This window comes from Bradyrhizobium centrolobii, from assembly GCF_001641635.1.
GTDB classification, from domain to species: domain Bacteria; phylum Pseudomonadota; class Alphaproteobacteria; order Rhizobiales; family Xanthobacteraceae; genus Bradyrhizobium; species Bradyrhizobium centrolobii.
Window position 1 is genome coordinate 108452 of record NZ_LUUB01000090.1, and the last position, 16035, is coordinate 124486.

Genomic DNA, 16035 nt, shown 5'->3' on the forward strand with positions numbered 1-16035 from the left:
GGCGGGTAGTCTCTCCGCTTCGTCATTCCGGGGCGCGCCGTCTTCGGCGCGAGCCCGGAATCCATCGTGCGACAGAGTCGGTCGACGAATGGATTCCGGGCTCGTCGCTTTCGCGACGCCCCGGAATGACGGGGAGACGCGGATTTCTGGATTGCTTCGCTTCGCTCGCAATGACGACGCCACAACGAAAAACGCCGGAGCGGTTTCCCGCTCCGGCGCCATTTTCGTTCAGGCGATGAGGCTTACGCCGCGTTGAAGCCGGCAACGGCCTTCACTTCGAGGAAGTCCTCGAGGCCGTACTTGCCCCACTCGCGGCCGTTGCCCGACTGCTTGTAGCCGCCGAACGGCGCGGTCCGGTCGTTGGGCACGCCCTGGAGGTTGACGTTGCCGGCGCGGATCTGGCGCGCGACCTTCTTGGCGTTCTCGACCGTGTCGGCCGTGACGTAGCCCGCAAGACCATAGGGCGTGTCGTTGGCGATACGCACGGCGTCTGCTTCATCCTTGGCGCCGATGATGGTGAGCACCGGTCCGAAGATCTCCTCGCGGGCGATCGTCATCTCGTTGGTGACGTCGGCGAAGATGGTCGGACGGACATAGAAGCCCTTGTTGACGCCCTCGGGCAGGCCCGGGCCACCGGCGACGAGCGTTGCGCCCTCGTCGATGCCTTTCTTGATCAGCGCCTGGATCTTGTCCCACTGGCCACGGTTGACGACGGGACCGATGGTGGTGCCTTCGCCGCGCGGATCGCCGGCCTTGGTCTTGTCGGCCACCGCCTTCGCGATCGCAGCGACTTCCTTCATCTTCGACAGCGGCACGATCATGCGCGAGGGCGCGTTGCAGGACTGGCCGGAGTTGTTGAACATGTGCATCACGCCCCCGGTCACCGCCTTCTGCAGGTCGGCGCCCTCGAGGATGACGTTCGGCGACTTGCCGCCGAGCTCCTGGCTGACGCGCTTCACCGTCGGAGCTGCGCGCTTCGCCACATCGATGCCGGCGCGAGTGGAGCCGGTGAACGAGATCATGTCGATGTCCGGATGCTCGCTCATGGCGGCGCCGACCTCGGGGCCGAGACCGTTGACGAGGTTGAACACGCCCTTGGGCACGCCGGCTTCATGGAGGATCTCGGCGAAGATCAGCGCCGAGGTCGGCGTGAACTCGGACGGCTTCAGGATCATGGTACAGCCGGCGGCGAGCGCAGGCGCCACCTTGCAGGCGATCTGGTTGAGCGGCCAGTTCCAGGGCGTGATCATGCCGACCACGCCGACCGGCTCGCGCAGCACCATGGCGGTGCCGGCCGGTTCCTCGAAGTGATAGTTCTTGAGCACGTCGAGCGTGGTCATGAGGTGGCCGAGGCCTGCGCCGGCCTGGAGCTTCTCCGCCATCGGCAGCGGCGCGCCCATCTCGTCGGAGACGGCAGCGCCGATCTCCTTGAGGCGACCCTTGTAGATCTCGATGACCTTGGAGAGCAGCGCGACGCGCTCCTCGCGGCTGGTCTGGGAGTAAGTCTGGAACGCGCGCTTGGCGGCGGCAACGGCCTTGTCAACGTCGGCCTTGGAGCCGAGCGCAACCTCATACATCGCCTCTTCCGTCGCCGGATTGACGACCGGAGTTGACTTCTTGACGGCGGGATCGACCCAGGCGCCGTCGATGTAGAATTGCATGCGATTGACCATCTTTGACCTCTTCCTGGGGGGCATGGTGGGGGCGTTTCGGCAGGCATCCTTGCACGAAAGCGCCAGCAGTTGAACCCGCCATATGCGGGGCCAGCGTTGCGGCGGACGGGGCGGAATATGGGACGCATCGCGAACTGAGGCAAGCGCGGCCATGGGTCCCGGCTCAGCGTCGCGACATTTCATGCCGCGCCGCGTCCGGGACGCGAAATTGTACCGAGCGAATTACTCTCGTGCCCCGGACGCAGCGCAGCGCATCTTCAGCGGTGCGCTGCAGAGCCGGGGCCCATGCGACCGATCACACCGCCATCTTGCGATGGAGCACCGGCGCGCCGGTGGTGAGGCTTTCGGCCGCATCGATGATGGCGTTGGCATCGATGCCGTAGTGGCGGTAGAGGTCGGCGATCGCGCCGGTCTGGCCGAATTGCTCGACACCGAGCGCCTCGACGCGATGGCCGCGAACGCTGCCGAGCCAGCCGAGCGCGACCGGGTGGCCGTCGATCACGGTCACGATGCCGCAGTCGCGCGGCAGCGGCGCCAGCAGTTTTTCGATGTGGCTGAGGTGCTGTACGCCGCGACGATCACGCCGCAATTTCCGCGCGGCGGTCCAGCCCGCATGCAAGCGGTCCGCCGACGTAATCGCGAGCAGGCCGATATCGCGCCGGCTCTCGCCGATGAAGCCGGTCGCCTCGATCGCCTCCGGTGCGATCGCGCCGGTATAGGCAATCACCACTTCGGCATTCGGCCCCGGCTTGCGCAGCCAGTAGGCGCCGTCGGTGATGCTCTTCTCGAGTTCCGGCGTCATGATCCGTTGCGCCTGCTCGATGCTCCGCGTCGAGAGCCGCAAGTAAACCGAGCCGCCCTCGCCCGCCTCGCGCTGCATGTGGCCAAAGCCCCAGCCCATGATCACGGCGAGCTCGTCGACGAAGGCCGGCTCAAACGAGGCGAGCCCGTCCTGCGCCATGCCGATCAGGGGCGTCGCGATCGACTGGTGCGCGCCGCCTTCGGGCGCGAGCGTGATGCCCGAGGGCGTCGCCGCCACCATGAAGCGCGCATCCTGGTAGCAGGCGTAGTTCAGCGCATCGAGCCCACGCTCGATGAAGGGATCGTAGAGCGTGCCGACCGGCAGCAGCCGCTCACCGTTGATCTGATGCGACAGGCCGAGCGCGGAGAGCATGATGAACAGGTTCATCTCGGCAATGCCAAGCTCGAGATGCTGGCCCTTGGGCGAGGCATCCCAATTGTAGGTCGAGGGGATTTTCTCGCTGCGGAATAAGTCCGCCTTCTCGGCGCGCGCAAACAGGCCGCGCCGGTTCACCCAGGGGCCGAGATTGGTCGAGACGGTCACGTCAGGCGACGTCGTCACGATGCGCTTGGCGAGTTCGCTGTCGCCGCGCGCGATCTCGTTCAGCACGAGCCCAAAGCCCTGCTGGGTCGACATCTGCGGCGACGGCTTGAAGGTGAGCTGGGCCGGCACCTCGACGGCGGACGCGGTGAGCCGGCGGCCGTCCCGGTTGAACGGCACACGCGCGAGGAACGCTTCGAGCTCGGCAGCATCCTGTGTGAGGCCTTCGAACTTGTCCCATTCGTGTCCGGGTCGGATGTTCTGGCTGGAGCGCCACTTCTCCATCTGCGCGACCGTCATGAGGCCGGCATGGTTGTCCTTGTGGCCCTGGAACGGCAGTCCGACGCCCTTGATGGTGTAGGCGATGAAGCAGACCGGGCGATCGTGGTCGATGGATTCGAAGGCCTCCAGCATGCTCGCCATGTCGTGGCCGCCGAGGTTCGACATCAGCGCCAAGAGCTCGTCGTCGCTGCGACGGTCGATCAGCTTCGTGATCGGGCCCTGATCGCCGATCTCGTCGTGCAGGTGCTTGCGGAAGCCCGCGCCGCCCTGGAAACACAGCGCCGCATAGAGCGCGTTCGGGCAGTTGTCGATCCAGCGCTTCAAGGCCTCGCCGCCGGGCTCGGCGAAGGCTTCGCGCATCAGGCGGCCATACTTCACGATCACCACGTCCCAGCCGAAGTTGCGGAACATGGTCTCGAATTTTTCCCAGAGACCTTCGCGCACGACGGCATCAAGCGACTGGCGGTTGTAGTCGACCACCCACCAGGTGTTGCGCAGGCCGTGCTTCCAGCCCTCCGCAAGAGCCTCGAAGATGTTGCCCTCGTCCATCTCGGCATCGCCGACCAGCGCGATCATCCGCCCTTCGCGGCGGTTCTTCATCCAGCCATGCGATTTGACGTAGTCCTGCACCAGCGAGGCGAACAGCGTCTGCGCGACACCGAGGCCGACAGAGCCGGTCGAGAAGTCGACGTCGTCGATATCCTTGGTGCGCGAGGGATAGGACTGCGCGCCCTTGAAGCCGCGAAAATTCTCCAGCTTCTCGCGCGTCTGCCGACTGAACAGATACTGGATTGCGTGGAACACCGGGCTCGCATGCGGCTTCACCGCGACGCGATCCTCAGGTTTCAGCACCGAGAAATAAAGCGCCGACATGATGGTGGCGAGCGAGGCGGACGAGGCCTGATGGCCGCCGACCTTGAGGCCGTCCGCGTTCGGGCGGATGTGGTTGGCGTGATGGATGGTCCACGACGACAGCCACAGCACCTTGCGGCTCAGTGCGGACAGGGTTTCGAGGCGGGCGGAATCAACGGGCATGGCAATGCTCCCGGAACTAAGATCCCGATGATACGCCCGCGAACGGCGCCAAACTTCTCAATTTTTCGCGCCATACCCGGCAGTATTGGGATATTTTACCAATGAAAGGCCATCCATGACAGGTTTCATCCCAATGCCCGACCTCGACGCCATCGACCGCAAGATCCTCGCGCTGCTCCAGTCCGACAGCCGCCTGACGATGCAGGAGCTCGCCGACAAGGTCGGACTCTCGGTCTCGCCTTGTCATCGCCGGGTCAAGCTTCTGGAAGAGCGCGGCGTCATCACGCGCTACATCGCGACCGTGGACCAGAAGGCGCTGGGCTTGCACGTCAGCGTCTTCATCTCGATCAAGCTGGCGCGGCAGAAGGAGGAGGACCTCAACCGCTTTGCGCGCGCGATCTCGAAATGGGACGAGGTGCTGGAATGCTATCTGATGACCGGGAACCGCGATTACCTGCTGCGCGTCGTCGCCGCTGATCTCTCCTCCTATGAGGCGTTCCTGAAGAACAAGCTGACCCGCCTCGACGGCATCGCCTCGATCGAGTCGAGCTTTGCCCTGAGCCAGGTCAAATATTCGATCGCCCTGCCGGTGTGAGGCCGATCCGGGCCGTTTCGGGGCCAATTCCCCTGACAAGCGGCGCCCTCCGGCCACCGGTGTCACATTAGCGCAATAAACCCCGCCGATGGTCGGGATGAGAGGCACGTGAGCCGAGAGAAAAGACCCATGACTGCATCTGACCGCACCTCTGACACCGCCAAGCGCGAGCGCATGATTCAGGAGATGGCCGACGATCTCGACGAGGAGCTAGAGATGGAGCTCGACGACGCCCGTCTCGACGAGCTGCTGGACGAAGCCGACGCGCCCGGCCCGACGGTCGATCGCAAGCTGTACTTCAGGGAATTGCTTCGGCTCCAGGGCGAGCTGGTCAAGCTCCAGGACTGGGTGCAGACCGAGAAAAAGAAGGTCGTGGTCCTGTTTGAGGGCCGCGATTCCGCCGGCAAGGGCGGCGTCATCAAGCGCATCACCCAGCGCCTCAATCCCCGCATCTGCCGGGTCGCCGCGCTCCCGGCGCCGAGCGAGCGCGAGCGCACGCAATGGTATTTCCAGCGCTATGTGGCGCATCTGCCGGCCGGCGGTGAGATGGTGCTGTTCGACCGGAGCTGGTACAACCGCGCCGGCGTCGAGCGCGTGATGGGCTTCTGCACCGAAGAGCAGTACCAGGAATTCTTTAAGTCGGTGCCGGAGTTCGAGCGGATGCTGATCCGCTCCGGCATCATCCTGGTCAAGTACTGGTTCTCAATCACCGACGACGAGCAGCAGTTTCGCTTCACCATGCGCATCAAGGATCCGCTGAAGCAGTGGAAGCTGAGCCCGATGGATGTCGAGGCGCGCACCCGCTGGGAGCAGTACACCAAGGCCAAGGAGACGATGCTGGAGTATACGCACCTGCCGGACTCGCCGTGGTGGATCGTCGACGCCGTGGACAAGAAGCGCGCGCGGCTCAACTGCATTTCGCATCTGCTCGACCAGATCCCGTACCAGGAGGTCTCGCGCGTGCCGGTGGTGTTGCCGCCGCGCGTCCGCAACCCCGACTATCAGCGCGGGCCGATCCCGCCGGAGATGTACGTACCTGCGAAGTATTGACGGCGCCCGNCCGCCGCGTTTGCCGGCGGGCCGGCTTGCCGATGAGGAAAGCGAGATGCCCGTGCCGAGCGATCTCAGCGTGAACCGGGACGCCTCGTCGCGCCGCCGCAACCGCCTCAGTCCGTGGCTCGCGCTTGCGACCGTCCTCTCGGCCCTGACGGTCGCGCTCGCGCTCGCCTATTGGGCGTGGCAGCCGGCGACGCTACGCATTGCCGTCGGGCCGCCGGGCAGCGACGACCAGACGCTCGTACTCGCAATGGCCAGAGCGTTCGACGCGAAGGGCGGGCCGGTGCGGCTCACCCCGATCGAGACCGACGGACCGCTGCAAAGCCTCAACCTGCTCGGCGGCGGCAAGACCGATCTCGCGGTGACGCGCGGCGATCTCACCATGCCGCCGGAGACCAATTCGGTCGCGATCCTGCGGCGGAATTTCGTAGTGCTGTGGGCGCCGACGGGCCGCAAGGGCGCGGCCAAGTCGAAGGTCACCGAGATCGCGGCCCTCAGCGGGCGCCGTATCGGCGTGGTCGGCCTTGGCGATGCCAATCTCAACCTATTGCGCGTGATCCTCTCCGAGTCCGGCGTCAATCCGCAGAAGGTCTCGGCCGTCCAGTTCGGCACCGACAGTATCGCGGAGATGACCCAGGACACCACGCTCGACGCCTTCATGATGGTGGGCGCGCTCGACGCCAAGGTCATCGCGGACACGATCGCGGCGACCGCACGCCTGCGCGGTGAACCCAAATTCCTCGCCGTCGATGTCTCCGAGGCCATCGCCGAGCGGCATCCGCTCTACGAGTCCGAGGAAATCCCCGCGGGTGCATTTGCCGGCGCGCCGCAGCGTCCCGACGACAAGATCGAGACCATCGCCGTCAATCACCTGATCGTGGCGCCGAGCGCGCTTTCCGAGGATACGGTCGCGGCTTTCACGCGCGAGCTGTTTGCGATCCGGCAGTCGCTTACGAAGGATTTGCCCAGCGCCAGCCGCATACAGAAGCCCGACACCGACAAGGATGCCGCTCTGCCGGCCCATCCTGGCGCTGCCGCCTATATCGACGGCAACGAGCGCAGCTTCATGGACAAGTACAGCGACTACATCTGGGGCGCGGTGCTCCTGCTCTCCGGCCTCGGCTCCGTCGCCGCGTGGCTGCGCCATTATCTGAGGCGCGAGGAGCGCAGTCTCAATGCACTGCATCGCGACCGCCTGCTCACGGCGATCTCGAGCGTGCGCGAAACCACGTCGCTGGACGATCTCGCTTCCATGCAGAGCTCGGCTGACGACATCCTGCGCGAAACGCTGGCCTGTCACGAAGACGGCGCCATCGAGGACGGCGACCTTACCGCCTTCGGTCTCGTACTAGCGCAATTCCACCAGGCGATCGTCGACCGCCGGGCTGTAATCGGCCGGACAGGCGCTGCCGACACGCCGGCGAAATCCGATGGCGCTGTGCTTCAACCCTTCCCTATCTCCACGGCTGCACGATGATCTTGGTGTGCGCCTCGGGATTGGCGAGATCGGCAAACGCCCTGGCGACGCCGTCGATGCCGACCTCGGCCGTCACCATCGCGGCGGCGTCCACTTGTCCTTCCGCGATCAGGCGCAGCGAGCTTGCGAACTCATCCGGCGTGTAGCCGAGCACGTACTGGACGTTGAGCTCCTTCATGATGCCGAGCATCGGCTCGCTTCTGTCGGTTTCCATGCAGACGCCAACCACGACGATCCTCGCATCGCGCGGGGCGCCCTCGAACACCTGCTGCAACAGGCCGGGCACGCCGACGCATTCGAAGATCAGCGCGGGCTTCAGCGCCGGCAGCATCGCCTGCAAGGGCGGCCGCGCCGCCTTCTCCGCGTCCGACATCTGCGCGTACTCGGCCCAGGTCGCATAGGGCTGCGACGCCTTGGGATCGACGACGATGTCGGCGCCGAGCTTTGCCGCGAGTGCACGCCGCGCCGGCGAATAGTCGGCGGCGACGATCGGATGCAGGCCCCTGATCTTCAGAGCGGCGATGACCGCGAGCCCGACCGGCCCGCAGCCGATGACGAGCGGCACCTCGCCGCCACGAATATTCGCCTTCGCCACGGCGTGAACGCCGACCGCGAGCGGCTCGGTCAACGCGGCACGCTCGGGCGCGAGACCATTGGGCACCTCCAGCAGCAGCGCCTCGCTGAGCAACATCGCTTCGGCATAACCGCCGATATTGTCGTTGGAGTAGCCGATGCCCTCGATGCCCTGCGGCGTCAGCAGCGCCGGCAGCGAGCACACGCGCGCACCACGCTTCAGCTTGCGTTCCGTGCCCGGACCGTAGTCGACGATCTCGCAGCAGAACTCATGGCCGAACACGACGTCGCGGGAAAGGTCCATCGGCTTGCGCCCCACCTTCTTCGCCATCTCCACCATGCGGTGGGCGTGCTGGCGCGCGTGCAGGTCGGAACCGCAGATGCCACAGGCGAGCGTCTTGACCAGCACCTGGCCGGCGCCCGGCTTCGGCTCCGGCATCCGGTCGACAACAATCTCACCGTTCCTGAATATCGCGGCCCGCATCCGGCTCCTCCCTTGTTGTTGGAGCCGTTGATAGCACGAAGCCCGGTTCGGAATATTGCGTCAGGGGTTCGGGGAACGCTCTTCCAGCACCAGGAGCTGAGCGCGGCGGATGCGCTCGCGATGAGCGATGTAGAGACCACTGGCAACGATGAAGCCCGCGCCGGTGACGGTCCAGACGTCGGGCACTTCGCCGAACAGGAAGAAGCCGAGAATGCTGACCCAGAGCAGCTGCGTGTAGGAGAATGGCGCGAGCACCGAGGCATCGCCATAGCGATAGGCGAGCACGATGATCCACTGGCCGACGGTGGACGCGACGCCGATCACGATGCCGAGCCCGATGGCGGTCCAGCTCGGCGTCACCCAGACGAACGGCACCATCGCGGTGAGGATCGCAAGCCCCGTGAGCGCCGAATAGGCCATCGTGGTGAGGACGGCTTCCCGCCCGCTCATCATGCGCGTCAGGATCAGCGCGGCGGCCCAGCAGAACGCCGAGACGATCGGGAAAAAGGCGGCGACGTGAAACGCGATCGAGCCCGGTCGCAGGATGATCATCACGCCCATCAGGCCGATCGCAGTCGCGATCCAGCGGCGCAAGCCGACCTTCTCGCTCAGGAAGACGATCGACAGCGCAGTGACGAACAGCGGCGAGACGAAGCCGGTGGCGGAGGCTTCCGCGATGGGCAAGAAGCGCAGACCGGTGATGAAGAACAGCGAGGAGCCGAGCAGTGCCGCGCCGCGCATCAGTTGCAGTCCGAGCCGTTCGGTGTGCATCGCATGGAGCGGCGAGCCCGGCAGCATCACCGGCGTGAACATCAGCGCGAAGGTCAGAAAGCGGATCCAGGTGATCTCGATCGACGGCAGACTCGACGACAGGTATTTCGCGGTGACATCTGAGCAGCCGAGGAACACCGTCGACAACAGCACCAGCGCGATGCCCTTGAAGGGATGGTCGACGCGCGCGGGTGCGCGGCGGCCGGCCTGCTTCTTCTCGGGCATGGGCACGGAAACACTGTCGAGCCTTGCGGCTGCGGCGGGCGGCGGGGTCACGGCTGGAACTCGGGAAAAATGCGAATCGAGTACGCTGGTAAAAAACGCCAATTGCGCCGCGTTCACAACTTCCGAAAACAGGATGCCGATATGCGCTGGCGGGCGCGCGCGCCAACGCTCCATTAATAATAGGCGTTTGTGCATTACAGCATGGGCAGGCTGCGCGGCTTTGGACCGCGCGGAAAAGCCGCATCCAGCGCTGTAATCTCGTCTTTCGTCAGCACGAGATCGCCAGCCGCCGCATTTTCGCCGGCATGTTCCGCCGATGACGCTTTCGGGATCGCGAACACCGTAGTTGCACGGGTGAGGAAGCTCAGCGCGACCTGGCGCGGCGTGGCGCGACGCGCTTCTGCGATACGCGCGAGCACGGTGCCGCCCTTGCTGCTGGACGCGGGGAAATCGTCATGGCCGAACGGCGAATATGCGACCACCGCGACGCCATGCCGCTCGCACCAGGGGATCACCGTGTGCTCGATCGCGCGCTCCCTCAGATGATAGAGCACCTGGTTGCAGGCGATCCTGCCTTCACCGGCAACGTCGAGCATCTCGTCGAGATCGTCGGCGTCGAAATTGGAGACGCCCCAGGACTTGATCTTGCCGGCCTTCACCAGATCCTCGAACGCCGCGACGGTGTCTTCGAATGGATAGGAGCCGCGCCAGTGCAGCAGGTAGCAATCGAGCCGGTCGGTCTTCAGCCGCTTCAATGAGCGCTCGCAGGCCGTGATGGTGCCGCGGCGCGAGGCGTTGCTCGGCAGCACTTTCGAGACCAGGAACACCTCGTCGCGGCGACCTGCGATCGCGTCGGCAATGACGAGCTCGGCGTCGCCATACATCTCGGCGGTGTCGATGTGCGTCATGCCGAGATCGAGCCCGCGCTGAAGCGCCGCGACCGCGCGCTTGCGGTCGCCGTGGTCGAGATACCAGGTGCCCTGCCCGATGACGGAGACGTTGGTGCCGGTCTGGCCGAAGGGATTCTTGTTCATGTTTGCTCCGACTGATGCAAGCAAAGGAGGCTGCGCATTTACTCCCTCTCCCCGTCCTTACGGGGAGAGGGTTGGGGTGAGGGGCTGGTTCCGCGATGATGGTGGCAGTTGGACTCGCGGAAGCTCCCCCTCACCCGCATTCGCGCTTCGCGCAATTGCGGCCTCTCCCCGCAGGCGGGGAGAGGCGAAGAGCGCGCGCGGATCGAGCTTCATTACACAACTGCGATTGCGCGTTACAGGTCACCGATATCCGCGACCAGCACGCCGCCGGTGGCGGACTCCGTGATGTAGAGGCGATCCTTCTTTGCGCCACCGATCGCGACGTTGGTGCAATTCGGCCCCCGACACGATTTGATCCGCGCGATCATTTCGCCATTGGGCGCAAACACGAAGACGTGGCCGAGCGAGGCATGGCCGACGAACAGGCGGCCTTTTGCGTCCATCGTCATGCCGTCGGGGCCGCTGGTGCCGAACAGCGAGCAGAAACGCCCCACTTTCGAGACGCTGCCGTCCTTCATGAACGGCAGTCGCCACACCGCATTGTCGCGCGTCATGGCGACGAACAACACGGTTTCGCTCGGATCGAGCACGAGCCCGTTCGGGCTGATGCCGGTGTCGATGAGGCAATCGAGCCGGCCGCTCGGCGCCAGCCTATAGACGCGGCCGCTCGGATCGTGCAGGCCGGTCTGGCCCTGATCGGTGAAATAGATGTCGCCGTTCGAGGCGAGATGGAGATCATTGCAGCCGCGGAACGATTCCGAATTACGCGCGGTCAAGACCGGCGTGATGCGCCCTGCCCCGGCGTCGAGCTGCATGATGCCGTGCATGTAGTCGGCCACCAGGACGCGGCCGTCGGCCGCGATCTTCAGCCCGTTCGGCCACCCCTCATATTCGATCACGAGCGACCATTCGCCATCGGCAGCGATACGGAAGATGCGGCCGAAGGGAATGTCGACGATGTAGAGATTGCCGGCTGCATCGAAGGACGGACCTTCGATGAAGGAGTCGGTCGGCACACCGGGCCGGTTGGCGTCGGCCCAATCAGTCCGCACGCCCTTGCGGCGGAACTTGTCGGGCATGGTGGAGAAGATCTGCGTTTCGATCAGGCGCGGCGGCGTTTCCAGGTACATCATGGTTGTTGTTATGTGTGTTGGGCAGGCGCGATGCGCGACAGCATAGGCCACAATGCCGGGCCCGTCGATTGGGGCAGATGTCATGGCAGGAATGGCGTCAAGCCGGCGCCACGTACTCGGCCGTCGTCCCGGCGAAGGCCGGGAACCATAACCACAGGGAGGAGTTTGGCGGCGACTCGTCGCTCGGTAGTCCGACCGCGCACAATCGAGAGATTCCGCGGTATGGGTCCCGGCCTGCGCCGGGACGACGCTGTGGAGACAGTGTACAACCGTATCAACACCGTCATTGCGAGCGCAGCGAGGCAATCCAGACTATCACCGCGATGGGGCTCTGGATTGCTTCGCGGAGCCTGTCATCGGACCGCGCTTCGCGCGTACCCTTGGCTCGCAATGACGATGGGAAGGAGGCGCGCCTAACTCGCTGCGCCCGCGAGCTTCGCTTGCTTCGCGGGAGCGCTTTCCGTGGCCGCGATCAACCGCTTCAACTCCGGGATGCAGGAGCCGCAATTGGTGCCGGCCTTGAGCTTTGCGCCGATCTCGGCCGCCGTGCGCGCGCCTGCCGCAATCGTATCGCAGATCGTGCCGCGGCCGACGCCGAAGCAGGCGCAGACCACGGGTCCGGTCGAGGCGACGCCCTCGGTGGACTTCCCGGATAGGAGCAGGCGGCGCTGCTCGTCGGTGACGCTGGCTGCAGCGAACACGCTCTTCACCACTTCCCAGTCGCCGGCATCATGCGCCGGGCCGACGAACAGGCAGGTCTCGATCCGCTCGCCCGCGAACGAGGCCGCACGATAGACGCCGCCGCCGAAGTCACAATACTCGGCGACATCCTCGCCGGCGACGCCGTCGAGCCAGGCCGGCCAGCGCGCAAGATCGGCATTGTCGGCGAACAGATAGCCGAAGCCGCCGGCAACCGTCACACGCGTCCACCACAGATGCGGTGGCAGCTCGAGCTGCCTGCGCGAGAGGACGAAGCCGCGGAAGACGTATTCGTACGGCGCGATCGCGGCCGGCGTGGCCTTCGATTCCGGCTGGCCCGAGAACGGATCGCTGAACGACTGCACCAGCGCGCCGACGCGGCCGTGCGAGGCGTTCATCGCGCTCCAGTGGATCGGCGCGAACAAGGTGCCGCGCTGCTGGCGCTCGCTGACGACGGTCTTCAGGATGCACTGGCCGTAATCGGTGCTGATGCGGGCGAAGCCGTCATGGACGATACCGTATTTGCCGGCGTCGTCGGGATGGATCTCGACGAACGGCTCGGGCAGGTGCGCGCCCAGCCGCTGGCTGAGGCCCGTACGCGTCATGGTGTGCCACTGGTCGCGGATGCGTCCGGTGTTGAGCCGTAGCGGGCGCGACGGGCTGGTCTCGCCGCGCAGCAACGGCACCTCGGGCGCGACGAAGCGGCCCTTGCCGTCATTGGTGAAGAAGCCGCCGCGCGCGAAGAAGCGCTCGCCGGGAGCCTGGCCTTCGCGCGCCGGCCATTGCACGGGCGTGAGCGCATTGAAGTCCTCGTCGGAGAGCGATTTCAGCGCGCCGATGTCGAAATCGCGGCTGCCATCGTTCTCGAAGGCCGAGAGCGCGGCGTGCTCGCGGAAGATGTCGGCTGCCGATTTGTAGCTGAAGCTGTCGCCGAAGCCGAGGCGCTTGGCAACCTCGCTCAGGATCCACCAATCGGGCCGGGCCTCGCCGGGCGCCGGCAGGAAGGAGCGCTGGCGCGAGATGCGCCGCTCGGAATTGGTCACCGTGCCCGACTTCTCGCCCCAGGCGAGCGCGGGCAGCAGCACGTGAGGGCCGGCCTCGACCGTGTCATTGGACAGCACGTTCTCGGAGACCACGAACAGCTCGAGCTTCTTCAGCGCTTCGCGCACGACATCGGCGCCGGGAAGCGACACTGCGGGATTGGTGCCCATCACCCACAACGCCTTGACCTCGCCGCGGTTGATGGCCTCGAACAGCTGCACCGCCTTCAAGCCCTCATGGGTGGCGATGCGCGGCGCCGTCCAGAACCGCCGCACGCGGTCGATGTCGGGCGGCGTGAAGTTCATATGCGCGGCGAGCTGGTTGGCGAGCCCGCCGACCTCGCGGCCCCCCATCGCGTTGGGCTGGCCGGTGAGCGAAAACGGCGAGGCGCCCACCTTGCCGATGCGACCCGTGGCGAGATGGCAGTTGAGGATGGCGTTGACCTTGTCGGTGCCCTGCGCCGACTGGTTGACGCCCTGCGAATAGAGCGTCACGACACGCGGCGTGTCGCGGAACATCTGGAAGAAGGTCGCGACGTCCTGTTCGGACAGGCCGGTCGCGAGCGCGGTCGCGGTGACGCTGCCGGCGATGCCTCGCGCGCGTGCCAGCGCGTCGTCGAAGCCGCTCGTGTTCTGCGCGATGTAATCCGCATCCAGCGCGCCGCTGTCGGCGAGATGGACGAACAGGCCGGAGAACAGCGCGGCGTCGGTGCCGGGCTTCAGGCCCAGGAACAGATCGACGTCGCTCGCGGTATCGGTGCGGCGCGGGTCGATCACGATCATGCGCGCGCCGCGCTCCTGCCTGTTCCTGAGCATGCGCTGGAACAGCACCGGGTGGCACCAGGCGGCATTCGAGCCGACAAACACCAGGAGATCGGCCTGGTCGAGATCCTCGTAACAGCCGGGCACGGTGTCGGCGCCGAAGGCGCGGCGATGGCCGGCGACGGACGACGACATGCAGAGCCGCGAATTGGTGTCGACATTCGCCGTGCCGACAAACCCCTTCATCAGCTTGTTGGCGACGTAATAGTCCTCGGTCAGGAGCTGTCCGGAAAGATAGAACGCGACCGCGTCCGCGCCGTCGCGCGCGACGATGTGCTGCATGCGGTGGGCGACATGATCGAGCGCGTCGCTCCAGGCGACGCGTTCGAGCACGCCCTTGCAGCGGATCATCGGATAGAGCAGCCGGCTTTCGAGCCCGATGGTCTCGCCGAGCGCGGAGCCTTTAGAACACAACCGGCCGAAATTGGCGGGATGCTCGGGGTCGCCCGCGATCGCCGCGCCGCCGCTGCCGTCGGGCGTCGCCAGCACGCCGCAGCCGACGCCACAATAGGGGCAGGTCGTTCGTGTGGTGCGGAGCGTCGGATCGATCGCCGTCATCATCAGGCCGCCTTATCAAGCCGCTTTGGAGGGACGCGCGACCGCGCGGCCGAACATCATGTCGGTGCGGATGGCCGCGATCTTCTCGCACGTACGGATCAGCTCGAGATACCAGAGCGCATCGACGGTATCGCCGATCAGCACGGCGCCGGTCAGCCGGCCGTCGGCGATCACAAGCTTCTTGTAGGTGCCGCGCTTCACGTCAGAGAGCACGAGGCTCTCGCTGCCCTCGCCGCCGATGAAGTCGCCGGCGGAGAACACGCTGACGCCAGACACCTTCAGATTGGTCGAGACCACGCTGCCCTGATAGGCGGCAGGCCGATCGGCGAGATGTCGCGCCAGCACCCGCGCCTGCTCATAGGCCGGCTCGACCAGGCCGTAGCAGATGCCGCGATGCTCGGCGCATTCGCCGAGTGCGAAAATGTCGGACGAAGCGGTCTGCATCACGTCGTTGACGACGATGCCGCGGTTCACCGCGATGCCCGCCTCCTTGGCCAGCGCGATGTTGGGCCTGATGCCGGCCGCGAAAATCACGGCGTCGGCCTCGATGCGGCTGCCGTCGGCGAGCTCGACGGCCTCGACATGCCCCTCGCCATGGATGCGGGCGGTCGAGGCGTTGAGCAGGACGCGGACGCCCTTGCGCTCGACCAACGTCTTGAGCAGGTCGGCGGCGGGCAGATCGAGCTGGCGCTCCATCAGCCGGTCCATCAGATGCAGGAGCGTCACCGGCGCCCCGGCCTTGGCGAGGCCATAGGCCGCCTCGAGGCCGAGCAGGCCGCCGCCGATCACGACGACGCGCTTCCTGCCCGCAGCCAGCGTCAGCAGCAGATCGACATCGCGGCTGTCGCGAAAGGTGTGCACGCCGGCAAGATCGGCGCCGGGCACGTTCAGCCGCAGCGGCGTCGAGCCGGTGGCGAGCACGAGCTTTGAATATTCCATGCTCTCTTCGCCGGCGATCTTGAGCTCGCGGCGGCCGGTGTCGATCTCCGTGACGCGATAGCCGTAACGCACCGTGACGCCGCGATTGCGCCACCAGTCGGCCGGCCTGAGCTCGATCTCGTGCGAACCGGTCTCGCCGGCAAGCACCGATGAGAGCAGCACACGGTTGTAAGCGAGCCGCGGTTCCTCGCCGATCACGGCGATGGCGTAGCGGCCGAGCGCGGTCTTGGCGAGCTCATCGACCAGACGCGCGGCCGCCATACCGTTACCGACGATGACGAGCGGTTCACTCACGAG

At 65.9% G+C, this 16035-nt stretch carries 11 protein-coding genes; 3 read left to right on the top strand and 8 right to left on the bottom strand.

Features of this window, described 5'->3' with window-relative positions; translation table 11 throughout:
- Positions 1-242: 242 nt before the first annotated feature.
- Positions 243-1673, bottom strand: a complete 1431-nt coding sequence (locus AYJ54_RS32680; protein ID WP_063705598.1) for an aldehyde dehydrogenase family protein — start codon at positions 1671-1673, stop codon at positions 243-245.
- A 295-nt stretch (positions 1674-1968) separates the two neighbouring features.
- Positions 1969-4332 (bottom strand): transketolase, encoded by a 2364-nt coding sequence (locus tag AYJ54_RS32685; protein ID WP_063705599.1) that lies wholly within the window; start codon positions 4330-4332, stop codon positions 1969-1971.
- Positions 4333-4465: 133 nt separating this feature from the next.
- On the opposite strand from AYJ54_RS32685, the gene AYJ54_RS32690 reads away from it, so the two are divergent.
- The 3 genes from AYJ54_RS32690 to AYJ54_RS32700 all read left to right on the top strand — a co-directional run bounded on the left by AYJ54_RS32690 (position 4466) and on the right by AYJ54_RS32700 (position 7460).
- Positions 4466-4927 (top strand): Lrp/AsnC family transcriptional regulator, encoded by a 462-nt coding sequence (locus AYJ54_RS32690; RefSeq protein WP_063705601.1) that lies wholly within the window; start codon positions 4466-4468, stop codon positions 4925-4927.
- A gap of 129 nt (positions 4928-5056) precedes the next feature.
- The gene (gene ppk2 / locus AYJ54_RS32695; RefSeq protein ID WP_063705603.1) at positions 5057-5977 is read left to right on the top strand and encodes a polyphosphate kinase 2; all 921 of its coding nucleotides are present in this window, start codon (positions 5057-5059) and stop codon (positions 5975-5977) included.
- Positions 5978-6032: 55 nt separating this feature from the next.
- Positions 6033-7460, top strand: coding sequence for a TAXI family TRAP transporter solute-binding subunit (locus AYJ54_RS32700; RefSeq protein WP_082905972.1), 1428 nt, complete (start codon positions 6033-6035; stop codon positions 7458-7460).
- On the opposite strand, the gene AYJ54_RS32705 is transcribed toward AYJ54_RS32700, so the two are convergent.
- From AYJ54_RS32705 to AYJ54_RS32730, 6 genes are all read right to left on the bottom strand, one after another.
- Positions 7438-8517, bottom strand: coding sequence for a zinc-binding dehydrogenase (locus AYJ54_RS32705; RefSeq protein ID WP_063705606.1), 1080 nt, complete (start codon positions 8515-8517; stop codon positions 7438-7440). The genes AYJ54_RS32700 and AYJ54_RS32705 overlap by 23 nt on opposite strands.
- Positions 8518-8577: 60 nt before the next feature.
- Positions 8578-9519 carry a DMT family transporter gene (locus tag AYJ54_RS32710; protein WP_063705812.1) on the bottom strand — a complete coding sequence of 314 codons (942 nt, stop codon included), beginning with the start codon at positions 9517-9519 and terminating at the stop codon, positions 8578-8580.
- A gap of 188 nt (positions 9520-9707) precedes the next feature.
- A complete protein-coding gene (locus AYJ54_RS32715) occupies positions 9708-10547 on the bottom strand; it encodes an aldo/keto reductase (protein ID WP_063705608.1) in 840 nt (279 codons plus the stop codon).
- 233 nt (positions 10548-10780) lie between these two features.
- Positions 10781-11677, bottom strand: a complete 897-nt coding sequence (locus tag AYJ54_RS32720) for an SMP-30/gluconolactonase/LRE family protein (RefSeq protein WP_063705609.1) — start codon at positions 11675-11677, stop codon at positions 10781-10783.
- 416 nt (positions 11678-12093) lie between these two features.
- Positions 12094-14799, bottom strand: coding sequence for a nitrate reductase (locus AYJ54_RS32725; RefSeq protein WP_063705814.1), 2706 nt, complete (start codon positions 14797-14799; stop codon positions 12094-12096).
- Between the two features lie 15 nt (positions 14800-14814).
- The gene (locus AYJ54_RS32730; RefSeq protein WP_082905961.1) at positions 14815-16032 is read right to left on the bottom strand and encodes an NAD(P)/FAD-dependent oxidoreductase; all 1218 of its coding nucleotides are present in this window, start codon (positions 16030-16032) and stop codon (positions 14815-14817) included.
- Positions 16033-16035 lie beyond the last annotated feature (3 nt).

Coding starts and splice junctions, on each gene's coding strand:
- AYJ54_RS32685 (WP_063705599.1), bottom strand. CDS start 4,332: ATGCCCGTTGATTCCGCCCGCCTCGAAACCCTGTCCGCACTGAGCCGC.
- AYJ54_RS32700 (WP_082905972.1), top strand. CDS start 6,033: ATGCCCGTGCCGAGCGATCTCAGCGTGAACCGGGACGCCTCGTCGCGC.
- AYJ54_RS32725 (WP_063705814.1), bottom strand. CDS start 14,799: ATGACGGCGATCGATCCGACGCTCCGCACCACACGAACGACCTGCCCC.
- ppk2 (WP_063705603.1), top strand. CDS start 5,057: ATGACTGCATCTGACCGCACCTCTGACACCGCCAAGCGCGAGCGCATG.
- AYJ54_RS32705 (WP_063705606.1), bottom strand. CDS start 8,517: ATGCGGGCCGCGATATTCAGGAACGGTGAGATTGTTGTCGACCGGATG.
- AYJ54_RS32715 (WP_063705608.1), bottom strand. CDS start 10,547: ATGAACAAGAATCCCTTCGGCCAGACCGGCACCAACGTCTCCGTCATC.
- AYJ54_RS32690 (WP_063705601.1), top strand. CDS start 4,466: ATGCCCGACCTCGACGCCATCGACCGCAAGATCCTCGCGCTGCTCCAG.
- AYJ54_RS32680 (WP_063705598.1), bottom strand. CDS start 1,673: ATGGTCAATCGCATGCAATTCTACATCGACGGCGCCTGGGTCGATCCC.
- AYJ54_RS32720 (WP_063705609.1), bottom strand. CDS start 11,677: ATGTACCTGGAAACGCCGCCGCGCCTGATCGAAACGCAGATCTTCTCC.